Origin of the sequence: Rhizobium sp. M10 (assembly GCF_002531955.1) — a bacterium.
Taxonomy (GTDB): Bacteria; Pseudomonadota; Alphaproteobacteria; order Rhizobiales; family Rhizobiaceae; genus Rhizobium; species Rhizobium etli_C.
In genome coordinates, this window is sequence record NZ_NWTA01000017.1 from 171,903 (window position 1) to 194,535 (window position 22,633).

At 59.2% G+C, this 22,633-nt stretch carries 21 protein-coding genes and 1 pseudogene; 18 read left to right on the forward strand and 4 right to left on the reverse strand.

The window, feature by feature from the left end:
* Positions 1–230 precede the first annotated feature (230 nt).
* From tkt to CO671_RS23310, 5 genes are read left to right on the forward strand one after another with little or no spacing between them, the layout of a single operon-like run.
* Positions 231–2,240 carry a transketolase gene (gene tkt / locus CO671_RS23290; RefSeq protein ID WP_051264138.1) on the forward strand — a complete coding sequence of 670 codons (2,010 nt, stop codon included), beginning with the start codon at positions 231–233 and terminating at the stop codon, positions 2,238–2,240.
* Positions 2,237–3,259, forward strand: coding sequence for a class 1 fructose-bisphosphatase (locus CO671_RS23295; RefSeq protein WP_013984667.1), 1,023 nt, complete (start codon positions 2,237–2,239; stop codon positions 3,257–3,259). The genes tkt and CO671_RS23295 overlap by 4 nt, the downstream gene beginning before the upstream one ends.
* A 6-nt stretch (positions 3,260–3,265) precedes the next feature.
* Positions 3,266–4,315 (forward strand): class II fructose-bisphosphate aldolase, encoded by a 1,050-nt coding sequence (gene fba / locus CO671_RS23300; protein WP_004129785.1) that lies wholly within the window; start codon positions 3,266–3,268, stop codon positions 4,313–4,315.
* Positions 4,316–4,357: 42 nt separating this feature from the next.
* On the forward strand, positions 4,358–5,128 hold the full coding sequence (locus CO671_RS23305) for a triose-phosphate isomerase (RefSeq protein ID WP_097607895.1): 771 nt from the start codon (positions 4,358–4,360) through the stop codon (positions 5,126–5,128).
* 12 nt (positions 5,129–5,140) lie between these two features.
* Positions 5,141–5,596: an RpiB/LacA/LacB family sugar-phosphate isomerase gene (locus CO671_RS23310; RefSeq protein WP_013984669.1), complete on the forward strand. Its 456-nt coding sequence runs from the start codon at positions 5,141–5,143 to the stop codon at positions 5,594–5,596.
* 216 nt (positions 5,597–5,812) lie between these two features.
* Here the strand turns inward: CO671_RS23310 and CO671_RS23315 are convergent, their stop codons facing one another.
* Positions 5,813–6,514: a GntR family transcriptional regulator gene (locus CO671_RS23315; protein WP_004129783.1), complete on the reverse strand. Its 702-nt coding sequence runs from the start codon at positions 6,512–6,514 to the stop codon at positions 5,813–5,815.
* A 100-nt stretch (positions 6,515–6,614) separates the two neighbouring features.
* Entirely contained in the window at positions 6,615–7,409 is a 795-nt protein-coding gene (locus tag CO671_RS23320; protein ID WP_004129782.1) for a 3-oxoacyl-ACP reductase family protein, read from the reverse strand.
* 151 nt (positions 7,410–7,560) lie between these two features.
* Between CO671_RS23320 and CO671_RS23325 the strand changes: the two genes are divergently transcribed.
* The 12 genes from CO671_RS23325 to CO671_RS23380 all read left to right on the forward strand — a co-directional run bounded on the left by CO671_RS23325 (position 7,561) and on the right by CO671_RS23380 (position 20,600).
* Positions 7,561–8,913: a four-carbon acid sugar kinase family protein gene (locus CO671_RS23325; protein ID WP_013984670.1), complete on the forward strand. Its 1,353-nt coding sequence runs from the start codon at positions 7,561–7,563 to the stop codon at positions 8,911–8,913.
* 10 nt (positions 8,914–8,923) lie between these two features.
* Positions 8,924–9,811 (forward strand): 3-keto-5-aminohexanoate cleavage protein, encoded by an 888-nt coding sequence (locus tag CO671_RS23330; RefSeq protein ID WP_028753509.1) that lies wholly within the window; start codon positions 8,924–8,926, stop codon positions 9,809–9,811.
* A 69-nt stretch (positions 9,812–9,880) separates the two neighbouring features.
* Positions 9,881–11,413, forward strand: a complete 1,533-nt coding sequence (locus CO671_RS23335) for a sugar ABC transporter ATP-binding protein (RefSeq protein WP_040140011.1) — start codon at positions 9,881–9,883, stop codon at positions 11,411–11,413.
* Between the two features lie 38 nt (positions 11,414–11,451).
* On the forward strand, positions 11,452–12,414 hold the full coding sequence (locus tag CO671_RS23340) for a ribose ABC transporter permease (RefSeq protein WP_004129777.1): 963 nt from the start codon (positions 11,452–11,454) through the stop codon (positions 12,412–12,414).
* A 95-nt stretch (positions 12,415–12,509) separates the two neighbouring features.
* Positions 12,510–13,508 carry a substrate-binding domain-containing protein gene (locus CO671_RS23345; protein ID WP_004129775.1) on the forward strand — a complete coding sequence of 333 codons (999 nt, stop codon included), beginning with the start codon at positions 12,510–12,512 and terminating at the stop codon, positions 13,506–13,508.
* Positions 13,509–13,572: 64 nt separating this feature from the next.
* On the forward strand, positions 13,573–14,607 hold the full coding sequence (locus tag CO671_RS23350; RefSeq protein ID WP_013984674.1) for an aldo/keto reductase: 1,035 nt from the start codon (positions 13,573–13,575) through the stop codon (positions 14,605–14,607).
* 5 nt (positions 14,608–14,612) lie between these two features.
* Positions 14,613–15,896, forward strand: a complete 1,284-nt coding sequence (gene oiaX, locus CO671_RS23355) for a 3-oxo-isoapionate-4-phosphate decarboxylase OiaX (protein WP_013984675.1) — start codon at positions 14,613–14,615, stop codon at positions 15,894–15,896.
* A gap of 3 nt (positions 15,897–15,899) precedes the next feature.
* Positions 15,900–16,880, forward strand: a complete 981-nt coding sequence (locus CO671_RS23360; RefSeq protein WP_013984676.1) for an aldo/keto reductase — start codon at positions 15,900–15,902, stop codon at positions 16,878–16,880.
* A 121-nt stretch (positions 16,881–17,001) separates the two neighbouring features.
* Positions 17,002–17,958, forward strand: coding sequence for an L-threonylcarbamoyladenylate synthase (locus tag CO671_RS23365; RefSeq protein WP_013984677.1), 957 nt, complete (start codon positions 17,002–17,004; stop codon positions 17,956–17,958).
* Positions 17,959–18,215: 257 nt separating this feature from the next.
* Positions 18,216–19,259, forward strand: a complete 1,044-nt coding sequence (locus CO671_RS23370; protein WP_013984678.1) for an aldo/keto reductase — start codon at positions 18,216–18,218, stop codon at positions 19,257–19,259.
* Entirely contained in the window at positions 19,256–19,762 is a 507-nt protein-coding gene (locus CO671_RS23375; RefSeq protein WP_245425023.1) for a hypothetical protein, read from the forward strand. The genes CO671_RS23370 and CO671_RS23375 overlap by 4 nt, the downstream gene beginning before the upstream one ends.
* Positions 19,734–20,600, forward strand: coding sequence for an N-acyl homoserine lactonase family protein (locus CO671_RS23380; RefSeq protein WP_028003125.1), 867 nt, complete (start codon positions 19,734–19,736; stop codon positions 20,598–20,600). The genes CO671_RS23375 and CO671_RS23380 overlap by 29 nt, the downstream gene beginning before the upstream one ends.
* A 105-nt stretch (positions 20,601–20,705) precedes the next feature.
* Here CO671_RS23380 and CO671_RS34275 read toward each other — a convergent pair.
* Positions 20,706–20,865 (reverse strand): annotated as a pseudogene (locus CO671_RS34275) (NAD(P)(+) transhydrogenase (Re/Si-specific) subunit alpha); the annotation flags it as partial.
* Positions 20,866–21,094: 229 nt separating this feature from the next.
* Here CO671_RS34275 and CO671_RS23390 point away from each other — a divergent pair.
* Positions 21,095–21,868, forward strand: a complete 774-nt coding sequence (locus CO671_RS23390) for a DeoR/GlpR family DNA-binding transcription regulator (protein ID WP_013984680.1) — start codon at positions 21,095–21,097, stop codon at positions 21,866–21,868.
* Positions 21,869–21,980: 112 nt separating this feature from the next.
* Here CO671_RS23390 and CO671_RS23395 read toward each other — a convergent pair whose 3' ends face one another.
* Positions 21,981–22,631, reverse strand: a complete 651-nt coding sequence (locus CO671_RS23395) for a RibD family protein (protein WP_245425024.1) — start codon at positions 22,629–22,631, stop codon at positions 21,981–21,983.
* Positions 22,632–22,633 lie beyond the last annotated feature (2 nt).

The following is a 22,633-nucleotide window of genomic DNA, read 5'->3' on the forward strand; positions in this document are numbered from 1 at the left end:
CAGACCGCCCCCATGAAATCGACCCGGAACGATCCTTACGGCTCCCGATCGACGCGGTAGTCAAATAAAAGCTATTGCGCAAATAGAGAGGTATAAGGTATGAGGTATGATGTCGACGGGCAGACTTTTTGCAGCGGAATGTGATATTGTTATGTTGGCCGTATATAGTACGTTATTTTGTGTTTCGATATTGTGATATCCAGAAAAGTGCGCCACATTAGTCGCGGTTTATGAGGGAGGAAGAATTGACAGCAGCAGTTTCGATCCGCGATCTCGCGAACGCTATCCGTGTCCTGTCGATCGACGCGGTTGAGGCCGCAAAGTCCGGGCACCCCGGAATGCCCATGGGCATGGCTGATGCGGCGGCGGTGCTGTTCGGCCGGCACCTCAAGTTCGATTCAAGCGAACCTGGCTGGCCGGACCGCGATCGTTTCGTCCTGTCGAACGGCCATGGCTCGATGCTGCTCTACAGCCTTCTGCACCTCACCGGGTACGAAGACATGACGATTGAGCAGGTTCGCAACTTCCGCCAATGGGGCTCCAAAACGCCAGGTCATCCCGAATACGGGCACACCGCTGGCGTCGAGACGACCACCGGGCCGCTCGGACAGGGGATCGCGTCGGCTGTCGGAATGGCTATCGCGGAGCGGCGCCTATCAACCGAATTTGGCGCAGCGCTTGTCGATCACCGGACCTACGTTTTCTGTGGAGATGGGTGTCTCATGGAAGGTGTTGGTCAGGAAGCTGCTTCGCTGGCCGGCCACCTGCAGCTCGGCAAGTTGATCGTCCTTTACGACGACAACTCCATCACCATCGACGGCTCGACCGCAATCGCGTTTTCGGAAGATGTGCTCGCGAGGTTCGACGCCTACGGATGGCACACGCAGCGCGTTGACGGTCATGATCCGGATGCGATCGACGCGGCGATCTCGCAGGCGAAGGCGGAAGGATCCAGACCATCCCTCATAGCCCTGAAAACCATCATTGGATACGGCTCTCCGTCAAGGGCAGGAACAAGCTCCGTACATGGTGCACCGCTCGGCGCCAGCGAAGCCGCCGCGACGAAGGCAGTCTATGGCTGGACGGCGGACACTTTCGAGATTCCTGCTCCAATCCTCAAAACTTGGCGCGAAGTCGGCGCGAAGGGCGCCAAGGCGCGCAAGGACTGGCAAGCGCGGCTCGAAGCAGCGGGCGCAGATGTCAGAAGTGAGTTTGAACGCCGCACCGCCGGCTCATTGCCAGCGCGATATGAGGAAGCGGTCAACGCCGCCAAGGCAAAGCTGCTCGACAAGCCGCAATCAGTGGCAACGCGTAAGGCAAGCCAGATCGCACTGGAAGCGCTGACGGAGCTGCTTCCGGAAATGATCGGCGGGTCCGCTGACCTCACCCACTCAAACTTGACCCGGGTTCCGGCCGTCGACAGCGATTTCACCGCCGCTGCAAGCGGGCGGTATGTCAGCTATGGCGTTAGAGAGTTTGCCATGGCCGCCGCGATGAACGGTATGGCGGCTCACGGCGGCGTCATACCCTATGGTGGCACGTTCCTCGTCTTCTCGGATTATTGCCGCAATGCCATTCGTGTGGCGGCTCTGATGGGCGTCCGCTCTATCTTCGTGATGACGCATGACTCGATCGGTCTTGGCGAAGACGGTCCGACGCACCAGCCGGTCGAGCATCTTGCCAGCCTCAGGGCAATGCCGAACTTGCATGTATTCCGGCCGGCCGACACCATCGAGACGCTGGAATGCTGGGATCTTGCAATAACCAGCAAGAACACGCCGTCGGTTTTGGCGCTCTCGCGGCAGAATGTCCCGCAACTGCGCGCCCAGCGTGACGGCATCAATCGCTGCGCACGGGGAGCCTATGTGCTGCGGGAAGCGAGCAGCGAACGTGCCGTCACAATCATCGCCACTGGAACGGAAGTCGCACTTGCGATCCAGGCTGCCGACGAGCTTGAGGCGAGAAACGTTCCCGCCGCTGTCGTCTCGATGCCGAGCTGGGATCTCTTCGAACAGCAGCCCAAGGATTACCGCAGCTCGGTCCTCGGCAACGCGCCGCGCATTGCCGTGGAAGCGCTCTCGAAGTTCGGCTGGACTAGGTATGTCGACAGCGAAGACGACGTGATTGGGATGTCCGGCTTCGGAGCGTCTGCGCCGGCCGAGACGCTGTACGAGCAATTTGGGATCACGCGTGACGCAATCGTCACGCGCGCCCTAGCAAGGATAAGGGGCAAGCAATGAGCGCGCCGGCGACACCCGGAAATGACGAAGCGGGCGTCCAGTATGGTTCTGTCGATGAGTACCTCTCGACCTGGGCTGCTGAGGATTTGTCCCGTCAGGGGGTGGCGGCTCTAATCAACGGTGTGTTGGATGCCGCCTGTCTTTTATCCGCACGCATCGCAGCCGGTTCCCTGGAGGGCGATCTGGCCCACTTTGTCGGATCAAATACCGACGGTGATGCGCAAAAGGCAATCGACATCGCGTCGCACGAGTTGTTCGTCGAAATACTCGCACGCGCAGGCGCTGCCAGGGTCCTGTCCGAGGAGGCCGACGCGCCAGTTATGCTCAATGGCCAGCATTTTGCGGTCGCAATCGATCCGATCGACGGTTCAGGCAATGTCGGGCTGGGCACGCCCGTCGGCACGATCTTCTCGATCATGCCTTTCTGCGAAGCTGAAGATCCCTTTTTAACCCCTGGAAAGCGCCAGGCCGCGGCCGGTTATGTCTCATTCGGCAACACGGTCGATTTGGGCTTTTCGGTCGGTGAGGGTGTGCTGCTGGCGACGATGCATCCCCAAACCGGCGAGTTCCTGATCGTCAAAAGGCAGGTTCAGATACCTCGCGACACGTCCGAGCTTGCATATAACGCTTCCAACCACCGTCACCTTCACCCTGCCATGAGCCTGTATCTTCAGGATTGTCTGACCGGCAAGGAGGGAACGCGCGGCCGCGATTTCAACATGCGTTGGCTCGGATCGGCAGTCGGAGAGCTCCACCGGATCCTGATCAGGGGCGGTGTGTTCTTCTACGCCGGCGACAAGCGACCCGGCTTTGAAAATGGGCGCCTTCGCCTGGTGTATGAAGCGAATCCGATCGCGTTCCTGATGGAGCAGGCCGGGGGGCGGGCCACCGACGGCACGACCGCCATCCTGGACAAGATCCCGACCTCTCACCATTGCCGCACGCCGCTGGTTTTCGGTTCGGCGACGGAGGTCGACGTGATCGCAAGCTATCTCAATTCCAATCCAACCAGCGAGTAACACGTCATGGCCAGGATTACTCTCCGCCAGCTGCTGGATGATGCCGCCGAACACGGCTACGGCGTCCCGGCGTTCAACATTAACAACATGGAACAGGCGCTTGCCATCATGGAAGCGGCCGACGGAACGGATTCGCCTGTGATTCTCCAGGCGAGCCGTGGGGCCCGAGCCTATGTCAACGACATCATGCTCAAGCACATGATGGAGGCTGTGACGGAAATCTATCCGCATATCCCCGTTTGCGTCCATCTTGACCACGGAAACGAACCGAGCACCTGCGTCACCGCGATCCAGCATGGTTTTACGTCCGTCATGATGGACGGATCGATCCTTGCTGACGGGAAAACCGCGGCGGATTGGGACTACAACGTCAAGGTCACTAGAAGCGTCAGCGACACGGCCCATTGGGCAGGGGTTTCGGTGGAAGGGGAGCTTGGCGTTCTGGGCTCGCTTGAGACCGGTACGGGCGAGGCGGAAGACGGTCACGGCGTCGAAGGCAAGCTCGATCCGCATCAGCTTTTGACCGATCCGGAGGAGGCGGCGAAATTTGTCGCGGAGACCAAGGTGGATGCGCTTGCCGTCGCAATGGGCACCAGCCATGGCGCCTACAAGTTCTCACGCCGGCCGGACGGTGACGTGCTGGCAATGGATGTTATCGAGGCGATCCACCGGAAACTTCCGAATACCCATCTCGTCATGCACGGTTCGTCAAGCGTGCCGGAGGAGTTGCAAGAAATTTTCAATCGCTTCGGCGGGCGGATGAAGCCCACCTGGGGCGTGCCGCTCGAGGAAATCCTGCGCGGCATTCGGCATGGTGTGCGAAAGGTCAACATCGACACTGATTGCCGCATGGCAATGACCGGGCAGGTGCGCCGAGTGCTGTCCGAAGATCCGACAGAATTCGACCCTCGCAAATATTTGAAGCCTGCAATGACGGCGCTTTCAAAGCTGTGCCGCGAGAGATTCGAAGCTTTCGGAACGGCAGGACGCGCAAGCTCCATTCATGTTGTGCCGCTCGCGGAAATGGCGAAGCGGTATCGAGCCGGCTCGCTCTAGGTCGGCCAACTTCCATTTGAACGCAAACGTGGTGAAGCGGCGATGACCGAGAAGAAAACCCTCTGGATTGGCACCAGCTGGAAGATGAACAAGACGCTTGCCGATGCCGCGCAGTTTGCGCACGGTCTCAGGGCCGCAGACATCACGTCCCATCCGCGCATCCAGCGCTTTGTCATCCCTCCTTTCACTGTTGTCCGGGAAGTGAAGACCGCGTTGGCGGGCACGTCGGTGAAGGTCGGCGCGCAGAACATGCATTGGGACGAGGAGGGCGCCTGGACGGGCGAGATTTCACCCTTGATGCTCAAGGACTGCAACCTCGACATCGTCGAGCTTGGTCACTCCGAGAGGCGTGAACATTTCGGTGAGACGGACGTGACGGTAGGACTGAAAGTCGGGGCGGCGGTTCGCCACGGCTTGATCCCGCTCATCTGCATAGGGGAGACACTTTCCGAACGCGAGGCCGGGCGAGCCCGCGACGTCCTCGAGCGCCAGGTTCGCGGCGCGTTGGGAAGCCTTTCTACCGACCAGAAGCACAAACCGATACTGCTTGCCTACGAGCCTGTTTGGGCCATTGGCGTCGATGGGATCCCCGCGACAGCGGACTACGCCGACGCCCGCCAGGCCGAGATCATCGCGTTCGCGGAAGCCGTGCTCGGCCGGCGCATTCCCTGCCTCTACGGCGGTTCGGTCAACGCGGACAACTGCGAAGAGCTCATATCCTGCCCCCATGTCGATGGGCTGTTCATCGGCCGCTCGGCCTGGAAGATCGAGGGCTACCTCGACATCCTCGAAAAGTGCGCGGCCAAAATCTGAGGAGTGATGAAGATGAAAATTGCAGTAGCAGGCGACAGCGCGGGCGAAGGCCTCGCCAAGGTCCTCGCCGATTATCTCAAGGACCGTTTCGAGGTGTTCGAGGTCTCCCGGACGGACGCCGGTCTCGACGATTTCTATGCGAACCTCTCCGACAGGGTCGCCAACGGCGTGCTCGACGGCACCTATGACAAGGCCATCCTGGTGTGCGGCACCGGGATCGGCGTCTGCATTTCGGCAAACAAGGTGCCGGGTATTAGGGCAGCCCTCACACACGATACTTATTCCGCCGAGCGGGCGGCGTTGTCGAACAACGCCCAGATCATTACCATGGGCGCCCGCGTCATTGGATCGGAACTTGCGAAGACGATCGTCGACTCCTTCCTCGCCCAGAGGTTCGACGAGAACGGTCGCTCGGCCAGCAATGTTGCCGCCATCGACGAGGTCGATACGAAATACCACACCCGCTAGTTGGAAGGCTGGGCAAGCATTGCTCGCGGTCGACGCGCCAGGCGCAATCAGCCTGGCGCATTATCGTTTTCTGGCAATTTTCAGAACCCGGCGAATAGGCCGGGCGGCATACGGTATCCGGGCTTCGCGTCCGCCTTCAGATGCCGCCGGTGATGATCGCAGTGCGACCTGCGGGAAATGCAAGATGCGCCACGCCTTGACGTGATGCCCTGGCTGTCATTTCAGCAGGGATGTGCGGAAGTGTTCCATGTTTTCCTCGACGCTTTCGCGGCTGAGGTCACCGGTCTTTCTGTCCCGGATCATCTGAAACATGTGTTCGTGGAGATCGACTGCGCGCCATTTGCCACTGACCTCTAGCGATTTTTGCACCCAAGGCGCGACCATCGTCAGCACGAAGTCGGCGATCACGACGATCAACGGGTTTCCGGCAGCTTTGTATATTGCTCGGTGGAAATCGAGATCGGCCTTGAGGAGATCTTCGATCGCGGAGTTCGCATCCTCCGACAGCCTTTTTAGTCGGTCGATGCACTCTCTCATCGTGGCGAGGTCTTCGTCCGTACGCCGCAGCGACGCGAGTTCTGAACAGTTGCGGTCGAAAATGTATCGCAGTTCCATCAGCATCTCAGGCGTCGAGCTCTGAAGATAGAGCTGAAACATCGCGAGCGGCATCGCCGGAAGGCCTTCGTCCTTACGGATGTAATTTCCAAAGCCATGACGCGTCTCGACAAGACCCGAGACCGCGAGCGTTTTGATCGCCTCTCTGATTGGAGTGCGACTGATCCCGAGAAGCTGGGCCAGCTCTTTTTCATTGGGAAGTTTGTCACCAGGCCCGAGGTTGCCTTTGGCAATTTCGCCCGTAATGTAGTCGAGCGCTATGTCCAGCCGGCTTGGGATTTTCTTTGGGTCAACAGACAGCATTCCTGGTCACGCTCCAATCAGAAATCGAAAAGGTACGAGGTCATACCGCGTTTTACCGCTTGCGACAAATGCCGAACGTCGAACTGGCCACTTCTCCAGGTTATTCGCTGATTTGTCCCAGCCGCTTCGAGGCTTTTGGATCGAATGGGAACATGAGGCCAGCGGCCAGGAAGCCGCCGTCGACGTTCAGGGTGTGCCCCGTAATATAGGCAGCATCGTCGCTCGCCAGGAACACCGCGGCATCAGCGATTTCCGATGGTTCGCCATAACGGCGTTGCGGAACTAGCCGATGATAGGCGTCGCGCGTTTCGACCGTGTGCATGACTTTCGAAACCTCGGTCAATATCGGGCCCGGTGCGATGTTATTCACGTTGATTCCCGATTCCGCGAGTTCGACCGCCATAACCTTCGTGAGGAGTTCGACGCCGGCCTTTGAGGCTCCATAGGCCGAACGTCCGACACCGCCCTTCTGACCGGACAGCGAAGCGATATTGATGATCCGCCCATAGCCTTTGGCGGCCATGATCCGAGCAAAGGCTTGCGCCACGAGGAATGTTCCGGTCAGATTGATCCGGACGACGCGTTCGAATTCCTCCCTTGAGCTTTCGAGAAACAGAGTGGTTGCGCCCACGCCCGCGTTGTTCACGAGTATGTCGACCGTGCCGAACCGGCCAATCGTTTCCTTAACGATCGTCTCAACGTCTTCGTTGACCGAAATATCGGCGCGGACGGCCAAAGCCCGCTCCCCAAGCCGCTCGGCGGCTTCGTTCGCCACTTCCAGATCGCGGTCGACGATAACGACATTCGCGCCTTCGCGAACATAGGCTTCAGCGATTGCCAGTCCGATGCCCCGGCCAGCGCCCGTCACCACGGCAGTGCGTCCAGAAAGTCTCATCTCGTCGTCCTCCAATTTTCTCGATATGAGGTATAAGGTATAAGGTATGACCTTGACAGAGTTATGAGCTGCTTCTATGAGTATTGTCAAGAGTGAAGCCCGGCTGATGTATGGAGGAAGATATCCTCGGCCGGGATATTGGGAGGATCCGATGACATCAGCTGGCAAGCTCAAGGCCGTGTTTTACGGCGACGACTTCACGGGTTCTTCCGAAAACCTGGCGCAGTTCCATCGCAGTGGTGTGAAGGGAAAACTCTATCTCGCACGCCCTTCAGCACAGACGGCGTCAACAGATGCTCTGTCTTATGATGTGCTTGGCTTCGCCGGTACCGCAAGGGCGTTGTCCGGCGTCGAGCTCGACGAGGAGCTTGACAGCGCGTTTTCGATCATGCGCGCCCTCAACAGTCCGCTTATCCAATACAAGATCTGTTCGACGTTCGACTCGTCGCCCACCGTTGGAAGCTATGGTGCTGTTCTGGCGCGCGCTGCGGCTCACTTCGGCAAGAGGGACGTTCCAGTCCTCGCCGCGACCCCGGACTTCGGGCGCTACACCTGTTTCGGAAATCATTTCGCGCGCTTTGCCGACAGGATTGAGCGGCTCGACCGGCACCCGAGCATGTCGCGCCACCCCAGGACGCCGATGCACGAGGCGGATCTGCGCATGCATCTGGCTGGGCAGACAGATAAGGAATTCGTCAACGTCACGCTTCCCGCAATCCGAAACCGCTCGGCAATGGAGGAGCGTGTCTTCAAGGCCTTCCAAGAGGGGGCAGGGGTCATTTTCGATGGGCTCGAAAATGCGGATCTTGCGGCTGTCGCCGATCTGCTCTGGGCGCGGTATCCGACACGTCCGATGTTCGCGCTTGCAGCTCAAGGCTTGGCGCAACAACTCGGCGCTCTTTGGGCCCGCTTGGGCCTGCTATCGTCGGCGGAGCCCGTCAAGACGGAGATTGCCGGCGTCGAAAATCTACTTGTTTTATCAGGTAGTTGCGCCCTGCAAACCGGGCGCCAGATTGCGGTGGCCGAAGCTTCCGGGTGGAACCTTGTCCACTTGGATGTCTCGACAGTCCGGTCCGATGATGATGCTGAGGCAGTTGCGCGGGAGGCTGCTTTGAAGGCGATCGAGAGCCTTGTGCGCGGTCGACCTACAATCATCTACACGGCTCGCGGGGAAACCGGCCGGCTGGCCGGCGGCGATGTTCCCGCGGAACGCTTGGGCGCCATCTACTGTGACGTTGCGCGTGCCGTGCGCCGCGCGGTTTCCTTGCCGCGGATCGTGTTTTCGGGCGGTGACAGTTCGAGCTATGCGGTGCGGACAATCGGCGCCGAAGCGCTCGAGATCGCCGTTTTTGACGAAGTTCAAAATTGCCATGTCTGCCGCCTGGATGCGCCGGGCGACGCCGAAGTCGATGGCCTCGAAGTCATGCTGAAGGGCGGGCAGATTGGTGCCGATGACTTCTTCCTGCGGGCAAAGGCGGGCACCTCGGGTTATCTGGCGGCGTAAGGAGCAAAAGATGCAAAAGAAAATCATCCTCGAAGCCAGGGTCAACGAGTACGCGCCGCGCACATCCAACCCTAATATCCCATACACCGCCGACGAGATCGTTGAGGCCGCCGTTGCAGCCCGCAAGGCGGGAGCGGCGATTCTCCACTATCATGCCAGGACAGCCGACGGCGGTGCGACAAACACCGTTGAGGCAAACGCCGAAATCATCCGCGAAGTCAGGCAGGCGACCGATCTACTCATCCTTCCCACGCTCGGCTTTATCTCGAATGATGCCGACGCCATGAAGCGCATCGACACGGTCGCAACCCTGGCATTGGACCCTGCTACGAAGCCCGATATTGCGCCCATCGATACCGGCTCGGCCAATCTCGAGCTTTGGGATGCCGAGACGCGCAGGTTCGAAAATCCAGAACGTTTGTATCTCAACACGACCGAAAGTCTCGCGCACTACGCGCGTACCTTGGCCGAAAAGGGCGTAAAGCCGAAGCTGGTTTCCTGGTCTGTTGGGTTCACGCGCCGCGCGATCGCTCTGATGGACGCGGGCCTTGTGAGGGGGCCCGCCTACTTTCTCCTCCACCTGACGGGAGGGCGATACATTACCGGGCATCCGCCGACCGAGGCGGGTCTCATGGCGCATCTTGCATTTCTGCCCGACGACCGGCCGATCGAATGGACGGTCAATTGCCTTGGGGGCAATCTGTTGAACATTGCTCCTGCGATCTGCCGTCTGGGCGGCCACATGGCTATTGGAATAGGCGACTATCCCTATCGCGAGTTCGGCACACCCACGAACGCGGAAGTCATATCGCGCGCTGTTGAGATTGCCCAAAAGGTCGGACGTGAGCCGGCTACACCTCAGGAGGCACGCGCGATCCTCGAACTGGACGCCGCGTAGAACCAATACGGCATGCGATCCGCACACACGCGGCATAGATTTCGATTTTACGAGGTATGACGTCATATCATGGTCAACGCAACTGAGAAGATAACAGTTCAGGGAACCGCGCAGTCGTCTTCGGCACGCGTGCTTCTGCGGGCCGAGGGCGTGGAAAAGTCGTTCAACGGGGTCCCAGCGCTCGTTGATGGCCGACTAACTCTAAAGGCCGGGACCGTCCATGCCTTGTGCGGCGGGAATGGCGCCGGCAAGTCGACATTCCTCAACATCACGATGGGACTGCTCCGCCGCGATGGGGGGATAGTGGAGATCGATGGCGAGCAGGTCGACTTCAAAAGCGCCGCTGACGCCTTGCGTCACGGCATCGCGATCATCACGCAGGAGCTTTCCCCCGTCCCCGAGATGACCGTCGCCGAGAACCTTTACCTTGGCCGCGAGCCGAAGCGACTTGGCGTGCTCGTCGATTTTAGCCAGATGCGCAGGGACGCCCAGGCATTCCTCGATGAACTCGGCTTTGAAGTCGACGCTGCCAAGAAGATGGGGGAGCTGAGCCTCGCCCAGATTCAGCTCGTCGAAATTGCGAAGGCTCTCAGCTATCGGGCACATATCGTCATCATGGACGAGCCGACATCTGCTATCGGCGAACACGAAGTCCATGTCTTGTTCAACGCGCTCCGCAAGATCACCGCGCGCGGTTCCGCAATTATCTACGTGTCTCACAAACTCACCGAAATCTTCGAGATCGCGGATGAGTACACAGTCTTCCGCGACGGCCGTTTCATCGAGACTGGAAACATCAAAGACATCGACCGCCGTCATCTTGTGACACAGATCGTCGGCCGTGAAGTCAAGCTGGTCGAGAAGGGCAAGCCTCTCGAAGACGCGCCAATCCTGCTTTCGGTCTCGAACTTGGCGCGCGGGCCTCATTTCCGAGACATCTCGCTAGACGTGGCGTCCGGCGAAGTGGTCGGAATCTACGGGCTGCTTGGGTCCGGACGAACCGAGTTCCTCGAGACAATATTCGGGCTGCACTCACCAACGGGAGGCGAAGTTGTCTTCAACGGCGGTAAGGTCAAGCCAGGCAGTCCTAAGGACGCAATTCAACGTGGAATGGCGATGGTGACCGAGGATCGCAAGGACAGTGGTCTCGTGCTGTCGGCATCGATCGCCCACAACATCACGCTTTCATCGCTGGCCTTGATGGCCATCAGCGGTTTCATCCGCGGGGACAAAGAGCGCAGCGCAGTTCAAGACATGATCGTCTCACAGAGGATCAAGTCGGCGTCGCCAGATGTTGCCGTCGAAACTCTGTCAGGGGGCAACCAACAAAAAGTCGTGCTGGCCAGGTGCCTTCTGACAAATCCAAAGCTTCTCATTTGCGACGAACCGACGCGTGGCATCGACGAAGGTTCCAAGCAGGAGATCTACGCGTTCCTGCGAGACTTCGCGGCAAAGGGCAACGGCGTCCTCGTGGTCTCCTCGGAGGCACCGGAGATCATGCAGCTCAGCGACAGGATCGCGATTTTCAAACAGGGGCAGCTCCTCAGCATCATCGACGGTGCCGAAGCAACGCAACAGACGCTTATGGACATGGCGAGCTGATGAGCGGTCATAGCCCCATTCACGGGAGGACTTGAGTAATGAATACCATCGCTGCGGCGAAGCCCGGAAACTTCCGCGCCGGGGAAATGATCAGGCAGTTCAGCATCGTTCTCGTGTTTTTCCTGATCGTCGCGTTCTTCGCGTTCGCGAACCAGTACTTCATGACATGGTTGAATTGGCTGAATCTCGTTCGCCAGTCGTCGATCAACGGCATTCTGGCGATCGGAGTGACCTTCGTCATCCTTACTAAGGGCATCGACCTATCGGTCGGCTCCGTAATGGCGCTCGCGGGCATGATCGCCGCCAGCCTCGTAACGGAGACCAACGAGCAGTTCGTGCTTTTCGGTATCTTTGCGGGTCTCGCGGCGGGAGCCGGCCTCGGCTTGGTGAATGGCGTGCTTGTTGCCGCGGTCAAGGTCCCGCCGTTCGTAGTGACGCTTGGCATGTTGAGCGTGGCCCGCGGTCTCACCTTGATCTTTTCGGAAGGACGCCCCATCCCGAATCTGTCGGATCCCTTCAAGTGGATCGGCTCCGGGCAGATCATGTATATCCCGGTACCGATCGTCATCCTGTTCGTCGTGTTCCTGATTGGATGGACCGTTTTAAACTATACGACTTTCGGCCGTTATGTGTACGCAGTTGGCGGCAACGAGAAGGCGGCTCGCACGAGCGGCATTTCCACCAAGGTGATCGTCGGTGCGACCTATGTGATCTCGGGCCTCCTGGCTGGTCTTGCGGGGCTTGTCCTGACGGCTCGCACCACCGCTGCGCTGCCGCAAGCGGGCATCGGTTATGAGCTTGACGCGATCGCCGCCGTCGTGATCGGCGGGACGAGCCTTGCGGGCGGCCGCGGATCGCTGCTCGGCACACTGATCGGCGCGCTCATCATCGGCACGATCAACAACGGCATGGACCTCATGGGCGTGTCTTCATACTACCAGCAAGTCCTCAAGGGCACGATCATCGTGGTCGCGGTCATCGCCGACCAAATCCGCAAATAAGACCAATCCCGAAATTGCCGCCGGGGAAGGCCGGCGACAATGTCCGGCCCAGCGTGTCGCGTCCGGACGTATCTTAAACCAGAGGAGAATATGAAATGCAGATGTCTAGGAGGAACCTGCTCAATGCGGGTGTGGGTATGGCAATCGCCGTAGCGACGTTGGCTGGCGGGAACTTCGCCTTCGCGCAGGACAAAATTCGGATCGCGGCTCTCTCGTTCGGTGAGTCCGGCGAGTACATGAAGGCTTGGTCGACGGAAATCCAGAACCATCCCGCCGTCAAATCGGGCGAGGTCGAGATCACCGTTTTCGACGGCAAGTATGATCCACTGACGCAGGCGAACCAGATCGACACAGCGATCACCCAACAATTCAACGCGATCATCATGTCACCGTTCGACCTCGAGGCCTCGGCGCCGCCGATCGAAAAGGCCGCCGAAGCGAAAATCCCGCTTATCGTGTCGGCGCTCAAGACCAAGTCGACGAAATACACCGCGTCCATCATCGTTAACGATACCGAAGGCGGCCGGATCATCGCTGAGGAACTCGCCAAGCGCCTTCCGAACGGGGGCAACGTCGTCCTCATGGAGGGTCCGATCGGCCAGTCGGCCCAGATCGAGCGCCGCGCAGGCATCGACGCTGGTCTCGCCAAGTTCCCGAATCTCAAGCTCATCGAAGACAAGACAGGCAACTGGAGCCGCGCCGAGGGTCAGGCGCTCATGGAGAACTGGTTGCTCGCACACCCGGGTGAGATCAACGGCGTCCTTGCGGAAAACGACGAGATGGCGCTTGGCGCGATCGAAGCCATGAAGAGCGCCGGCATCGATCTCAAGACCGTTCCCGTTCTTGCGATCGACGGCATTCCGGACGCAAAGCGCGCCGTGAAGAAGGGCGAGATGGCGGTCAGCCTCTACAAGTACGCCCGCGCCGAAGGCCAGGGCGCTGTCGACCTCGCACTGCGGGCGATCAAGGGCGAGAGCTACAAGCCGCAGTCCGAAATCTGGGGCTCGCTGATGGAATGGAAGGGCGGCACCGAGAAGGACTACGTCGTGCCGTGGCTCGTGCTCGATTCCACCAATGTCGAGAAGTACATGTAATCGGACAACGGCGGACGGCCCATACGGCCGTCCGCCTTACACCAGGGAAATAGGATCGACCATCATGTTGAAGAGAAAAGTTGGAAAGACCGATGTGACGCTGACCTCGCTAGGGCTGGGTACCTCGCCGCTCGGTGGGTGCAATGTCGATGTGAGCTTCCAGACTTTCGAGGCGGTCGTCCTCAAGGCATACGACTTGGGTGTCCGCTATTTCGACACCGCGCCCCTTTACGGCCTTGGAAAGTCCGAGCATTCCCTCGGCCATGTCCTTCGCAACAACGATCTCATCGGCAAGGTCGTGGTCAGCACCAAGGCGGGGCGGATACTCAAGCCGGAAAGCCGCGCAAAGCGCGCCGAGAGCCTTTACGGCATCGACTGGGTGAAGGCGCTGCCATTTGTCGATGACTACGACTATTCCTATGACGGCATCATGCGCGCTTTCGAAGATAGCCAGCAGCGCCTGGGTATGGACCACATTGACATCCTCTATCTCCACGACGTGAGCGGCGAATGGCACCGCGAGGCGTATAGCACCCACCTTTCGGCGCTGAGATCGAGCGGTTACAAGGCGTGTGATGAGCTGCGCAGCACAGGCTCCGTGAAGGCCATCGGCCTCGGCGTCAATGAAACCGCGTCGGTCCTGCAGGTGGCAGAGGAATTTGATCTCGACTGCTCCATGGTCGCCGGGCGCTACACCCTGCTCAACCACGGCGCTCTCGACCATTTCTATCCAGAAATGCAGCGTCGCGGCATCGGTATCATTGCGGCTGGCATCTACAACTCCGGCATCCTCGCCGAGGGTAGCAAGTCGATGACAACCACCCGCACCTACGATTGCCAGCCCGCGCCTGAAGCGATCGTCCGCAAGGTCGAGGCGCTCGAAGCCGTCTGCGAGCGCCATGGCGTCTCGCTTGCGACTGCAGCGACACAATTTGTCTACGCACATCCTGCAGTGACCGCGGTGGTACAGGGAGCGCTGGCGCCCGAACACGTCGCCGCAAACGTCGCCGCGATCTCGACGCCGGTTCCGGCTGCGTTCTGGGCCGACCTGAAGTCGTCCGGCCTCATCCCTGAAGCCGCGCCAGTTCCGGAGGCATGATAGCGATGGATCTGGCTCAGCGCAGGCCCTCGGACATTCTGGTCACCTATCGGATTGAGACCGCCGGGAGCGCTGAGGCCTTGGCGGTCAAGATCGGAAGCGACCAGTCGACGGGTACATTTGTTGACCTGCCCGGAGAGACGCCGCAACTGAAGGCGCGCGCGGCCGCGCGCGTGGTCGCTTTCGAGAAACTGGACTCTGTCGAGGTTCCCTCGCTCCCTGCAGCGGGCGAAGTCTTCAACCGAGCGGAGACAACAATCGCCTATCCCCTGGAGGCCGTCGGAACTGACCTCGCGGCAGTCACCACGGTTGCATTGGGCGGGGTCTGGTCGATCAAGGAATTCACCGGGCTGAGGGTCATCGGCCTGCAGCTGCCTCCAGAGTTTGAAGGCGTCTACCCGGGGCCTCAATTTGGGATCGAAGGCTCCCGGCGTCTGACCGGCGTCTACAATAGGCCAATCATCGGCACGATCATCAAGCCCGCGCTCGGCCTCACCCCGGACGAAACGGCGCAGGTGGTTGCTGAACTCGTCGCGTCCGGTGTCGACTTCATCAAGGACGACGAGAAACTGATGTCGCCACCGTACTCCTCGTTGGAGGCGCGGGTGAAAGCGATCATGCCGATCATCCGGGATCAGGAGCAGCGCACCGGCAAGAAGGTGATGTATGCCTTCGGCATTTCCGACGTCGATCCCGACGAGATGGTTCGCAAGCACGACTTGGTCGTGCGCGAGGGTGGAAACGCCGCTGTCATCAACATCAATTCGATCGGCATGGGCGCTTTTCTGTTCCTGCGTCGGCGGTCGTCCCTTGTCTTGCACGCCCATCGCAACGGCTGGGATCTTCTCACCCGACATCCTGGTCTTGGGTTCGATTTCTCGGTCTACCAACAGCTTTGGCGACTTCTCGGCGTCGACCAATTCCAGATCAACGGCATTGCCGCCAAATACTGGGAGCCGGACGCGTCTTTCGTTCAGTCGTTCCATGATCTCCAGAAACCGATCTTCAGTGATGCCGACCGCCCGTTACCGGTCGTTTGTTCGGGTCAATGGGGTGGACAGGCGCCTGAGACCTATCGAAGGACGGAGCAGACGCTTGACCACCTTTACCTTTGTGGTGGTGGCGTCGTCAGCCATCCCGGCGGGCCGTCGGCGGGTGTCAGAGCGGTTCGTGCGGCCTGGGATGCCGCGGTCGCCGGAATCGATCTCCATGAATATGCCAAATCTCATCCAGAGCTGGCGCAGTCGCTCGCCAAGTTCGGCTCTAAAACCGTATCAGAAGGAAGATGACAGATGGAATATCGTCAGCTTGGCCGGTCAGGTCTCAAAATTTCGCAACTGGTTCTTGGTTGCATGAGTTTCGGCGTCGCCGATCGCGGCAACCATGCTTGGACCTTGTCCGAAGACGACAGTAGGCCATTTATCAAAGAGGCACTCGAACAGGGCATAAACTGCTTCGACACGGCCAATGCCTACTCGGACGGCACCAGCGAGGAGATCATCGGCAAGCTGCTCAGGGAGATGGTGCAGCGTGATGAGGTTGTCATTGCCACCAAGGTCTACGGCAAGATGCGCAACGGAGCGAATGCGGTCGGACTTTCCCGCAAAGCAATCATCGCGGAGGCTGAGGCCAGCCTCAAGCGGCTGGCGACCGACTACATCGACCTCTACCAAATTCATTTCTGGGACAATTCGACCCCGATCGAAGAGACGCTGGAAGCGCTGACCGATCTCGTTCGAAGCGGCAAGGTTCGCTACATCGGAGCCAGCAATTGTTACGCATGGCAATTTGCGCGCGCGCTCTACAAGTCGGACGCTGCCGGATGGTCGCGTTTCGTTTCGATGCAAGCTCAGATGAACCTCCTTTATCGCGAGGAAGAGCGGGAGATGTTGCCGCTCTGTAAAGCTGAAGGGGTGGGGATCATCGCGTTCAGTCCGCTGGCTCGCGGGCGCCTCAGCCGGCCTTGGGAGGAAAGCAGTTTGAGGTCCGAGACCGACAATGTCACCGCTCGGTTCTACGGTCACGCGGACGAGGCGGATCGCCGCGTCGTAGACGTCGTCGCAAAGATTGCAGAGGACAAGAACGTCCCGCGATCCCTCGTTGCGATGGCGTGGCTTAACACAAAGGCGGGCGTGACGGCTCCTATAATCGGCGCAACGAAGCTACAGCATCTGAAGGATGCCGTCGCTTCCTTGGCCGTCAAGCTAAGCGACGACGAGGTCCGCGAACTCGAGGAGCCATACGTGCCGCATAGCGTAGTCGGCTTGAACTGAGTTTGGCTCAGCGGGGACGACGTTGAGGCTGTCAGGAGGCACGCCGAACCGGGCCTCCTGAGCCAATGGCTTTGGTCGTATCGATCTCTGCTCCCTTCCAGAACCAGCGCGAGGAAAAAAGATGGCCACCACCCGTCATTTTGACGTCAGCGACAGCGCGATTGAAGCTGCCGCCCGGCTCATGCGAAATGGCGAAGTTGTCGCGTTTCCGACGGAGACGGTTTACGGGCTCGGCGCGGACGCCAGCAGCCCCGCCGGGATCGAGCGCATCTATGAAGCCAAAGGACGCCCGCGGCATAATCCCCTGATTATCCACGTTTCGGACGTGGAAATGGCGCGCAGGATGGCACATTTCAATCCGGAGGCAGAGTTGGCTGCTGCCAGCTTTTGGCCGGGACCTCTGACATTGCTCCTGCCAAAGCGGGAAGACGCGGGGCTCGCAACCGCAGTTACCGCGGGCATGAAAAATGTCGCAATCCGATTTCCCTCGTCGAGTGTCGCCCAACGGCTGATCCGGGCCGTCGGATTTCCGGTGGCAGCGCCTTCAGCCAATCGTTCCGGGAAGGTCACCTCGACCCGCTTCGTGGAAGTTGTCCGCCAGTTGGACGGACGGATTTCGGGAATCGTGGAAGAAGACATATGCGATCACGGCCTGGAATCGACTATTCTGTCTTTGGTCGGATCTCCGATCATTCTACGCCACGGGTCAGTTCCGCGGGAGGCACTGGAAGCTTTACTCGGCCCGATTGACGAGGACACTGGGCCCCAAAAAGTCTCGGCACCAGGCCAGCTAAAGAGCCATTATGCTCCGGAAGCCGCCGTTCAGATGAATGTCGACCGTCCTGCCGCCAATATGGTCTGGGTCGGTTTCGGACCGGAGTGCGAGGGCTGTCAATTGACGCTGTCTTCTTCCGGTGACCTTCAGGAAGCTGCCCGCAACCTCTACACCGCCATGAGTGAAGCCGACGCCTTGGCCGGCGCGAGTGACGTTATTGCATTCGCCCCTGTGCCTCTGATTGGCCTTGGCAGGGCAATCAACGATCGGCTGAGACGAGCTGCCGCGCCCCGTTGCGCGTAGGCGGCATTTTTAAGCAATTCGCAAAATGCGGATGGCGGCATGCAAAAAACGCTTGCCTCTATAGGTATGACCTTATACCTTACACCTTGCCGATTGAGGAGTCAGGCCACGGAGGTCCATCAAGCATTTCTGGTGTGGTTGGCGGCAGACGCCGGCGACATGACACGCATTTGGGACACGGGCTTTATCCGAACAATGACGGCATGGCGGAAGCTACATCGCTTCGACGCCTCCTATCGACATCTAGGGATGATCACATGACCGAACTTGAAACTAGGCCGCTCGGAAAAAGCAAAGTGCAGGTAACTTCGCTTGGGCTAGGCACAGTGCCGCTCTCTGGCTTCAACGCCGATGTCTCCTACGACGAATTCGAAGCGACGATCCTCGCCGGGTATGCGGCCGGCATCCGCTATTTCGATTGCGCGCCGATGTATGGATTCGGCAAGTCGGAGCATTATCTTGGCCATGCCCTCAGGGCGAACAAGCTGCGCGAAAACGTGGTGGTAAGCACCAAAGTCGGACGCGTATTGAAGCCCGCAAGCAGGACGAAGAAGTTAGAGACCGTCTACGGCATCGAGTGGATCGACCCGCTTCCGTTTCTCGATACCTACGATTACACCTATGACGGCGTGATGCGTGCATTCGAAGACAGCCAACAGCGCCTCGGCCTAGACTATATTGACGTTCTTCTCGTGCATGACGTTGGTCGGGCATGGCACGGCGACCAGAGCGAATTCTATTGGAACCAGTTGCGGGCCTCCGGTTACAAGGCACTGGACGAACTTCGCTCCAGCGGAGCCGTATCGGCCATTGGTCTGGGTGTCAACGAGACCGAGTCTGTCGTGGGTGTCGCCCGTGAATTTCCGATCGACTGCTCGTTGATCGCCGGCCGCTACACCCTTTTGAATCATGCCCCGCTTGAGGCCGCGTTCGACGAGTTGCTCCAGCGGAACGTCTCCGTGATCGCCGGCGGGATCTTCAATTCCGGGATCCTCGCGACCGGCGTAAGCGGTCCCGCGGCCACTTACGATTACGGCAAGGTTCCGGCGGCCGTCGTCGAAAAGGTCAAGGCCATCGAGAGCATTTGCTTAAGATATGCGGTGAGCTTGCCTGCAGCGGCGATGCAATTCGTCTATGCGCATCCGGCAGTGGCCACGCTGGTCATGGGTGCAAAGAGCGCATTGGAAGTCGAGCAGAACGTCAAGGCGATCAACGAGACAATACCCGCTGCATTTTGGGACGCTTTGACTGAGGCGAGCCTTCTTCCGTCAAACGCTCCGCTGCCGACGGCTGTACGATGATGGCCAGCGGAGGCACCGTTTTCGGCGGCTTCCGCTGTGAAGCGCTCGTGGGTTCGGTTCCATCGCCGGAGGCGCGCGCATGCCTCGAGGCGCTCGTCAGGACATATGGCGAGCTCCTCGCGATCTACTCCTTCATGCATATGGCATTGAGGGAGAAGAGCATGCGCCTCTTGATTGGAGAACTCGCCAATCGCGCCACAGAGATAAAGCGATCCGTCCGTTCCTCGCTTGCGGGCTTGCGCGGTCTCGCGGGGCAGGGCCACGCACTCTCCCATCTTGGACGGGCAGATGGCCTGCTTGTCGAGGCGGAGGAGCACCTGCAGCGCCGTGTCCTGGTTTCAGATGCACCCCTGCTGGGGCTGCTTTCAAATGCGGCGATCGAGCTGAAACGATCGGCCGCCATCTTAGGCACGTCGACCTTCGACACGACAGCATGCTGTGGAGGGTCCCTACTTGGACATGGGGAGGAAGACCATGGGAACGCATTCGATCTGGGTGCTTGAATACTCTCGAAGCCCGGTGCACCCGGTCAGCGGGGTTTTTTACGGCGCCCATAATCAGGGCACGATGAACCTGCCGTTCGCATACATACTCATCAAGTCAGGAGATGCAGTCGTTCTGGTCGATGCCGGTCACGACGCCGCCGATTTCGGAGGCCAGATCGCCAACTCAATCGGCGTTACCGGTTGGACGCCTCCGGAAATCGTTCTCGGGGAATGCGGGATCAGGCCCCAAGACGTCACGCATGTCATCCTCACGCACGCGCACTTCGATCACATTGGCGGCCTAAAGTTCTTCCCAAATGCTAAGATTTTCATTCAGAAGAAAGAATTGGAATCCTGGATGTGGATTCTGGCAAAGGGTCGGCGCTTCCGTTCATTGCAGGCCGGACTGAATCCGGCGGATATCCTCTATCTGACCCAGGCAAATATCGAAGGCCGCCTGGAACTGGTGGAGGGAGAGCGGGAAAACCTAGTGCCAGGCGTTCATGTCTATCCGGCATTCGACACCCATACCGCAGGATCGCAATATGTGGTGGTGGAGACGGGCGGTGGAGACGGCAAGTTTGTCCTGTCCGGCGACGTCATCTACACCTACAGCAACCTCACGGGTGAGGACGCCACCGATCCCTGCTTTGTGCCGCCGGGCCTTGCCAATGGCAGCCAGACACGTCTGATCGAGTCCGCCGAGGAGATGCTCAAAATCGTTGGTATGGACGAACGACGAATCGTTCCCATGCACGAGGAGCAGCTGTCAAAAATCTATCCGTCGCGCCTGACGGATCGCCAGCTCATGCTCGTCGAGATTTGTGTGGCCGACGGAGACGTATCAAGAGTTTGATCGATTTGAAGCAGCGCGAACACCAAGCCGCATCGTTCACAATCGTCCTCCCAAGGCGATAAGCAGAGAAAAGGCCGGGTGTCAGTGACACAGGCCTTTACCAAACACCTTGCCCGCTGCGGTGATCTGCCCGGTGAAGAAGCCCTATATTCGCGCCCGCTTTGATGACGGCCCGGTAGCCCGCGATGTTGACCATGGAGGACAAGGCCTCCATCTTCCGTGCGCGGCTGACGCGCGGGACCATCTCCATGGCGATGACATTTGCGCTTGAACCCCCAAACCATCCTGTTTCGTTACAAAATGAGCGCCTTCGGCCATGCATGGAGCGGTGCAATCGCGCCATCATGCGTCTTCACGTGTCCCAGTATGCCAGCAGCGTCAGTGGCGTTGTCGAATAGAGCAAGACAAACTAACGAAAAATGATGTTTGCATGTGATTTGTAGCGGCGGATCTTGATGTTAAAGGATCGGATTAGTGCGCCGGAGGACTAAAATATGAAGAGAGATGATCGGAGGCAGGCCATTATGGACCTGTTGGTCGCGCAGAGGGTGGTGGATCTCGACGACCTATCCGATCGGTTCGCTGTATCCAAGATGACCATCCACCGGGATCTAGATGATCTTGAGCGGGCAGGGATGCTTCGCAAGGTCCGTGGCGGGGCAACGATCGAGGCAGGAGGCCATTTCGAAAGCGATTTCCGGTTTCGCCAGCAGCAGGAGGGCGAGGCCAAGCGCCGGATGGCCGAGGCCGCCCTTGAACTCGTCGAGCCCGGCATGACGGTGATGGTCAACGACGGATCTATGGCGTCGGTGCTCGGGGAATTGCTGCCACAGAGGAGGCCGCTGACGGTGATCACCAACAATGCGGCGGTCATCGATCGGCTCAAGACGGAATCAGGGATCAACCTGATTGCGGTCGGTGGACGCTATTCGATGAAGTTCAATGGTTTTTTCGGCGTCGTCGCCGAACAGGCACTGTCGCGTCTCAGCGCCGACATCGCCTTTATCTCAACGCCGGCAGTTTCTGGATTGCGCGTCTACCATATGGATGATGACGTTGTCCGCTCGAAGCGAGCGATGATTGCAAGCGCCGCGCGTCGCTGCCTGCTCTTAAACCATAAGCGCTTCAATCATACCGCTCTTCATGTCCTGGCCACCATTGACGAGTTCGAAGTTATCATCACCGACCAGGAACCGTCAGTCGACGTCCGCGCGGCTTTGGAAGGAGCCAATGTGCCACTTCGAGTGGCATCGCAGGAGAGCAAGTGAATATCGCCAACAATCCTTCGGATAGATGCCGCGCAAGGCGGCACCTGTCCATCTCAAGCTGGGCCCTCCGATTGGGGGGATCCCTTCTACAGTCTTCTCCTATGGACGTCTCCTACGGACGTCCAACGCGATATCTCAGATGGACGGAGCCGAGGCCAGCGGCTTCGGCGCTGATAAACGTGAGCCTCGCCCCGCCGGCAAGCCCATCCTCACCGCCCTCGAATATGGCCGGTGTATTCGACTTGCCTCCGATCGCAGGGAAGATGACTAGGCTGACCTCGTCAACAAGACCCGCATCCAAGAAATTGCCATTAGTTTGCGCCCCGCCTTCCAGCATCAAGCGCTTCACACCGAACTCGGTTCCGAGAACGTCGAGCGCGTTTTTCAGATCGACGCCATCTTTCTCCGATACGATATAGGAAACGCCAGCCTGGGTGAGGCCCGCCAGGTAAGCATCATCCACGTCAGATCCTGTCAGGACGACAAGGTGAGCCCCCTCAATGTCGTTCTTGTCCCAGCGTAGCCGACCGTCCTTATCAACGATAACAGCGAACTCGTCGGCATCCGGGTTGGCGATATGGATCGGTCGCGCGGCCGTGCCGGTTGTTTGATAGGGATGGTCGACGGCGTCCGCGAACTCTTCTCCCGTCGCTCTTCCCGAAAGCCAGGCGTCGGCGCCGATCTTCTCATGCAGGTCGTCATAGATCTTCACGAGCTCATCGACCGAATGGCCGGTTGCCTCGGCCCAATCATTGACGATCAATC

Excerpts from the sequence above, each read along its gene's own strand:
- tkt (WP_051264138.1), top strand. The coding sequence starts at position 231 with ATGAGGGAGGAAGAATTGACAGCAGCAGTTTCGATCCGCGATCTCGCG.
- CO671_RS23295 (WP_013984667.1), top strand. The coding sequence starts at position 2,237 with ATGAGCGCGCCGGCGACACCCGGAAATGACGAAGCGGGCGTCCAGTAT.
- fba (WP_004129785.1), top strand. The coding sequence starts at position 3,266 with ATGGCCAGGATTACTCTCCGCCAGCTGCTGGATGATGCCGCCGAACAC.
- CO671_RS23305 (WP_097607895.1), top strand. The coding sequence starts at position 4,358 with ATGACCGAGAAGAAAACCCTCTGGATTGGCACCAGCTGGAAGATGAAC.
- CO671_RS23310 (WP_013984669.1), top strand. The coding sequence starts at position 5,141 with ATGAAAATTGCAGTAGCAGGCGACAGCGCGGGCGAAGGCCTCGCCAAG.
- CO671_RS23315 (WP_004129783.1), bottom strand. The coding sequence starts at position 6,514 with ATGCTGTCTGTTGACCCAAAGAAAATCCCAAGCCGGCTGGACATAGCG.
- CO671_RS23320 (WP_004129782.1), bottom strand. The coding sequence starts at position 7,409 with ATGAGACTTTCTGGACGCACTGCCGTGGTGACGGGCGCTGGCCGGGGC.
- CO671_RS23325 (WP_013984670.1), top strand. The coding sequence starts at position 7,561 with ATGACATCAGCTGGCAAGCTCAAGGCCGTGTTTTACGGCGACGACTTC.
- CO671_RS23330 (WP_028753509.1), top strand. The coding sequence starts at position 8,924 with ATGCAAAAGAAAATCATCCTCGAAGCCAGGGTCAACGAGTACGCGCCG.
- CO671_RS23335 (WP_040140011.1), top strand. The coding sequence starts at position 9,881 with ATGGTCAACGCAACTGAGAAGATAACAGTTCAGGGAACCGCGCAGTCG.
- CO671_RS23340 (WP_004129777.1), top strand. The coding sequence starts at position 11,452 with ATGAATACCATCGCTGCGGCGAAGCCCGGAAACTTCCGCGCCGGGGAA.
- CO671_RS23345 (WP_004129775.1), top strand. The coding sequence starts at position 12,510 with ATGCAGATGTCTAGGAGGAACCTGCTCAATGCGGGTGTGGGTATGGCA.
- CO671_RS23350 (WP_013984674.1), top strand. The coding sequence starts at position 13,573 with ATGTTGAAGAGAAAAGTTGGAAAGACCGATGTGACGCTGACCTCGCTA.
- oiaX (WP_013984675.1), top strand. The coding sequence starts at position 14,613 with ATGGATCTGGCTCAGCGCAGGCCCTCGGACATTCTGGTCACCTATCGG.
- CO671_RS23360 (WP_013984676.1), top strand. The coding sequence starts at position 15,900 with ATGGAATATCGTCAGCTTGGCCGGTCAGGTCTCAAAATTTCGCAACTG.
- CO671_RS23365 (WP_013984677.1), top strand. The coding sequence starts at position 17,002 with ATGGCCACCACCCGTCATTTTGACGTCAGCGACAGCGCGATTGAAGCT.
- CO671_RS23370 (WP_013984678.1), top strand. The coding sequence starts at position 18,216 with ATGACCGAACTTGAAACTAGGCCGCTCGGAAAAAGCAAAGTGCAGGTA.
- CO671_RS23375 (WP_245425023.1), top strand. The coding sequence starts at position 19,256 with ATGATGGCCAGCGGAGGCACCGTTTTCGGCGGCTTCCGCTGTGAAGCG.
- CO671_RS23380 (WP_028003125.1), top strand. The coding sequence starts at position 19,734 with ATGGGAACGCATTCGATCTGGGTGCTTGAATACTCTCGAAGCCCGGTG.
- CO671_RS23390 (WP_013984680.1), top strand. The coding sequence starts at position 21,095 with ATGAAGAGAGATGATCGGAGGCAGGCCATTATGGACCTGTTGGTCGCG.